Annotated in this window: 1 rRNA gene; it reads right to left on the reverse strand. The window is 56.8% G+C overall.

From position 1 onward, the window contains the following. A 23S ribosomal RNA gene (locus KUM38_RS21980) occupies nt 1-347 on the reverse strand; the annotation flags it as partial.

The raw sequence follows: 347 nt of genomic DNA on the forward strand, positions 1-347 counted from the left end.
ACCCGGTAGGGCCCATCGCCTATCCAGTGCTCTACCTCCGGCAAGAAACACACGACGCTGCACCTAAATGCATTTCGGGGAGAACCAGCTATCACGGAGTTTGATTGGCCTTTCACCCCTAACCACAGGTCATCCCCCAGGTTTTCAACCCTGGTGGGTTCGGTCCTCCACGAAGTCTTACCTCCGCTTCAACCTGCCCATGGCTAGATCACTCCGCTTCGGGTCTTGAGCGTGCTACTAAAGTCGCCCTGTTCGGACTCGCTTTCGCTACGGCTACCCCACCCGGGTTAACCTCGCAACACACCGCAAACTCGCAGGCTCATTCTTCAAAAGGCACGCAGTCACGA

Source organism: Streptomyces sp. AC558_RSS880, from assembly GCF_019049255.1.
Taxonomy (GTDB): Bacteria; Actinomycetota; Actinomycetes; order Streptomycetales; family Streptomycetaceae; genus Streptomyces.